3 protein-coding genes are annotated in these 3,904 nt (G+C 66.5%); 1 reads left to right on the top strand and 2 read right to left on the bottom strand.

The features are described from left to right. On the top strand, window positions 1-653 hold a 653-nt coding region (locus CQW31_RS30615; protein ID WP_158238200.1), incomplete at its 5' end, for a conjugal transfer nickase/helicase domain-containing protein. Window positions 654-733: 80 nt separating this feature from the next. On the opposite strand, the gene CQW31_RS30610 is transcribed toward CQW31_RS30615, so the two are convergent. Next, window positions 734-3,385, bottom strand: coding sequence for an excinuclease ABC subunit UvrA (locus CQW31_RS30610; protein WP_016486904.1), 2,652 nt, complete (start codon window positions 3,383-3,385; stop codon window positions 734-736). A 25-nt stretch (window positions 3,386-3,410) separates the two neighbouring features. Continuing rightward, window positions 3,411-3,904, bottom strand: a 494-nt coding sequence (locus tag CQW31_RS30605) for a thioredoxin domain-containing protein (protein WP_158238199.1), incomplete at its 5' end; no start/stop codon positions are given.

The following is a 3,904-nucleotide window of genomic DNA, read 5'->3' as shown; positions in this document are numbered from 1 at the left end:
CCGTCTCGGTGAACCCAGCGCAGGGAGGTCAAGAGCCTCCGATTTGGGAGGGCGACAGCACCACCATCGTTTCACCGCCCGCAGCCCAGCCCGTGCCCGACGTCATGGAGGATTTGCTCGCGATGGTAGGCTTGGGTGAGTTGGCCGGCGTTGGCCAGGATGCCGAGGAGTTCCTCCACACCCCCGCGCCAGCAACAGCCGCGACGTCCATTCCATCGCCTGCACCTGCACCCGCGCCTACGCCTGGGCCATCGGCAACGAAGCCATCCGGGGAACAGTTCATGGTTTGGCTGAAGCAGGGAATCGCCTCACGACGGCTCATCATCAATGACGCGAAGGCACTCGTGCATACGGTGAATGACACGGCCTACCTAGTCAGCCCGGGTGTGTTCCAACGCTATGCGCAGGAGCATCCCGAAGTGGCCGCACTCGCCAAGCAGGAGAATCAACAGGATTGGCACTGGGTGCAGAAGCGCTTCGAGAAGCTGCAGCTACATCGAAAGCAGCCCAATGGCCTGAACATTTGGACCTGTGAAGTCACGGGTCCGAGGAAGCCCCGCCGACTGCATGGCTACCTCCTCGAAGATGGGTCCTTGGCACTCGCCGAAATACCGCCCAACACCCCCTATCTTGCTCTGACTCAGGAAGGATGACGCGATTCGGGCATTGATCGCCACCGTCGTGTGGCGACGATCAATGCCCCGCGAAAATTGGCAACATTTGGCGAACTCAGCTACTCGGCCCGCGCCAACTCCTGTGCAAGGAACGGAGCGGTTCTGCTGCCAGACGTTCGGGCCACCTGCTGAGGGGAGCCCGCCACCACGATGCTGCCGCCGGCAGCGCCTGCACCAGGCCCCACGTCGATCACCCAATCAGCCTGGGCCACCGCGCGCATATCGTGTTCGATCATCACTACGGTATTGCCGGCATCGACCAGGCGCTGCAACTGCACCAGCAGCCGGTCGGCGTCCGACGCATGCAGCCCGGTAGTCGGCTCGTCGAGCACGTACAGGCTTCGGCCGCGCTGGCTGCGCTGAAGCTCGGTCGCCAGCTTGATACGCTGCGCCTCGCCACCGGAAAGCTCGGTGGCCGGTTGCCCCAGGCGCAGGTAGCCCAGTCCGATATCGCGCAGCAGTTGCAGTGGCCTTGCCACAGCGTCTTCACCCGCGAAGAATTCGCTGGCTTCGTCCACGGTCATCTGCAGCACCTCGGCGATGTTGCGCCCGTTCCATTGCACCTTCAGCGTGGCCTCGTTGTAGCGTGCGCCATGGCACGTCGGGCACGGCGCGTACACGCTGGGCATGAACAGCAGTTCCACGCTGACGAAGCCCTCGCCTTCGCAGGTCTCGCAGCGCCCCTTGGCGACGTTGAACGAGAAACGGCCGGCGTCATAGCGGCGGCGGCGAGCGTCGGGCGTGGCGGCGAACAGCTTGCGCACGTGGTCGAACAGGCCGGTGTAGGTAGCCAGGTTCGAGCGCGGCGTGCGCCCGATCGGCTTCTGGTCCACCTGCACCAGGCGCTGTATGGCGTCCACATCGCCCGCCAGATGACCGCCAGTCGCTTCGATCACCGCCGGCCCTTCGTTGGTGGCGCTTTCGGCCGCATCGTCTTCCGGCTCGTGGCCCAGGTGCAGCAGCACCAACTCCGGCAGGGCCTGCGCGACGAGGCTGGACTTGCCGGAGCCGGAGATACCGGTGACGGCCGTCAGCACGCCCAGCGGAATGCGTGCATCCACGCCATGCAGGTTGTGGCGGTGGATGCCCTGCAGTTCCAGCCAGCCGGTCGCTTCGCGTGCCCGGCTTCCCGGCGCGGGGATCTCCTCGAACAGATAGCGGGCGGTGCGCGATTCGGCAATCTTGCGCAGGCCATCCGGCTCGCCGCTGTAGAGCACGCGGCCGCCACGCTCTCCGGCATCCGGCCCGACATCCACCAGCCATTGCGCGCGGCGCATCAGGTCCAGGTCGTGCTCCACCACGAATACCGAGTTGCCGGCATCGCGCAGCCGGTCGAGCGCGTCGTATAGGGTCTGGCTGTCGGAGGGGTGCAGGCCCGCCGAGGGCTCGTCGAGCACGTACACGACACCGAACAGCAGGGAACTCAATTGCGTGGCCAGCCGCAGGCGCTGCAACTCGCCGGCCGAAAGCGTCGGCGTGGTCCGGTCCAGCGTCAGGTAGCCCAGGCCCAGCCCACGCAGTTGGCGCAGGCGTGCCATCACGCCACCGGCCAGGCGCTGCGCGGCGAGGCGCTTTTCTTCCGATAGCGCCGAGGTGCGGCGCACGTCGGGCGATACCGCATGGACGGCGCGCCCGGAGGCCGCGCGTTCGGCACGGTCGCGTCGGGTCGCTTCCTTGTCCGTAGCCGCCCCCGCTGCATGGACGCGGAAATCGCCCTGGGCGATGGGTTCGAGCAAGGCCGCCAACTGGTCCAGCGGCATCTGCATGAACGCGCCGATGTCCACGCCGGCGAAGGTGACCGACAGCGCCTCGGACTTGAGCCGCTTGCCGTGGCAGGTGGGGCACGGTTTCCCCTCCATGAACCGGGACACGCGCTTTCTCATCAGCGCGCTCTGGGTATTGGCAAAGGTGTGCAGCACATACCGCCGGGCGCTGGTGAAGGTGCCCATGTAGCTCGGCTCCATCTTGCGCTTGAGCGCGGCGCGGGTTTCGGCCGGCGTGAAGCCCGCGTACACCGGCACCGTCGGTGTTTCCTCGGTGAACAGAATCCAGTCGCGGTCCTTCTTCGGCAGGTCCTTCCACGGTCGGTCAACGTCGTAGCCCATGCTGACCAGGATGTCGCGCAGGTTCTGGCCTTGCCAGGCGGGGGGCCAGGAGGCGATCGCCCGCTCGCGGATGCTCAGGGAGGGATCGGGCACCATGATGGCCTCGGTCACCTCGTACACATGGCCCAGGCCGTGGCAGGTCGGGCACGCTCCCTGCGGCGTGTTGGGCGAAAAATCCTCGGCGTACAGCATCGGCTGGTTGGCCGGATAGGCGCCGGCGCGCGAATACATCATCCGCACCAGGCTGGACAAGGTGGTCACACTGCCCACGGAGGAACGCGCGTTGCTGGAGCCCCGCTGCTGCTGCAGCGCCACCGCCGGCGGCAGGCCGTCGATCGCATCGACGTCCGGCACGCCGGCCTGTTCGATCAGTCGCCGCGCATAGGGGGCCACCGACTCGAAGTAGCGTCGCTGGGCCTCGGCATAGATGGTGCCGAAGGCCAGCGAGGACTTGCCGGAGCCGGAGACACCCGAGAACACCACCAGCGCGTTACGCGGGATGGAGACGTCCACCTCCTTGAGGTTGTTCTCGCGCGCACCGCGCACTTCCACCATGCCGCTGGCCGCAGCAGTACAAGAGGATTCACCGAAAGAATTGTTTGGCAAGTTTTTATCCTTTAGTTCGTCCTGCTCAGGACGGGACTTCCTGAGTTCGGGTGCCGCGGCGGCTGGCTTCGAGCGCTGCGGTGACAGTGCGGGCGTCGTAGCTGCCGCGCAGACGACGACCCTCGACGAAGAACGTCGGCGTGGCGTGCGCACCGCTGGCGACCGCACTGGCGAGGTCGCGCTCGACACGCTCGATCACCGCGGTGCTGTCGAGATCCGCGATGAACCGTTCGACGTCGAGCCCAAGCTCGACGGCGTAGCCGATCAGATGCTCGCGCTCCAGCGCATGCTGACGGGTGAACACGAAGTCCAGCCACGGCCAGAACATCCCCTGGTTCGCCGCTGCCTCGGACGCCCTCGCGGCAATCGGCCCGTGCGGGTGGTGCGGCAGATGGCGCACCACATACCGCAGGTCGTCACCGAAGTGGGCGCGAAGATCGTCCCACGAACCGGTGGCGTGCGCACAGTACGCGCACTCGAAGTCCACGTACTCGACGAGTGTGAGCTGGGCGTCCTCCG

It is taken from the genome of Pseudomonas sp. 382 (assembly GCF_002759075.1).
Taxonomy (GTDB): Bacteria; Pseudomonadota; Gammaproteobacteria; order Pseudomonadales; family Pseudomonadaceae; genus Aquipseudomonas; species Aquipseudomonas vlassakiae.
This window is presented reverse-complemented; position numbering and strand designations above follow the sequence as displayed.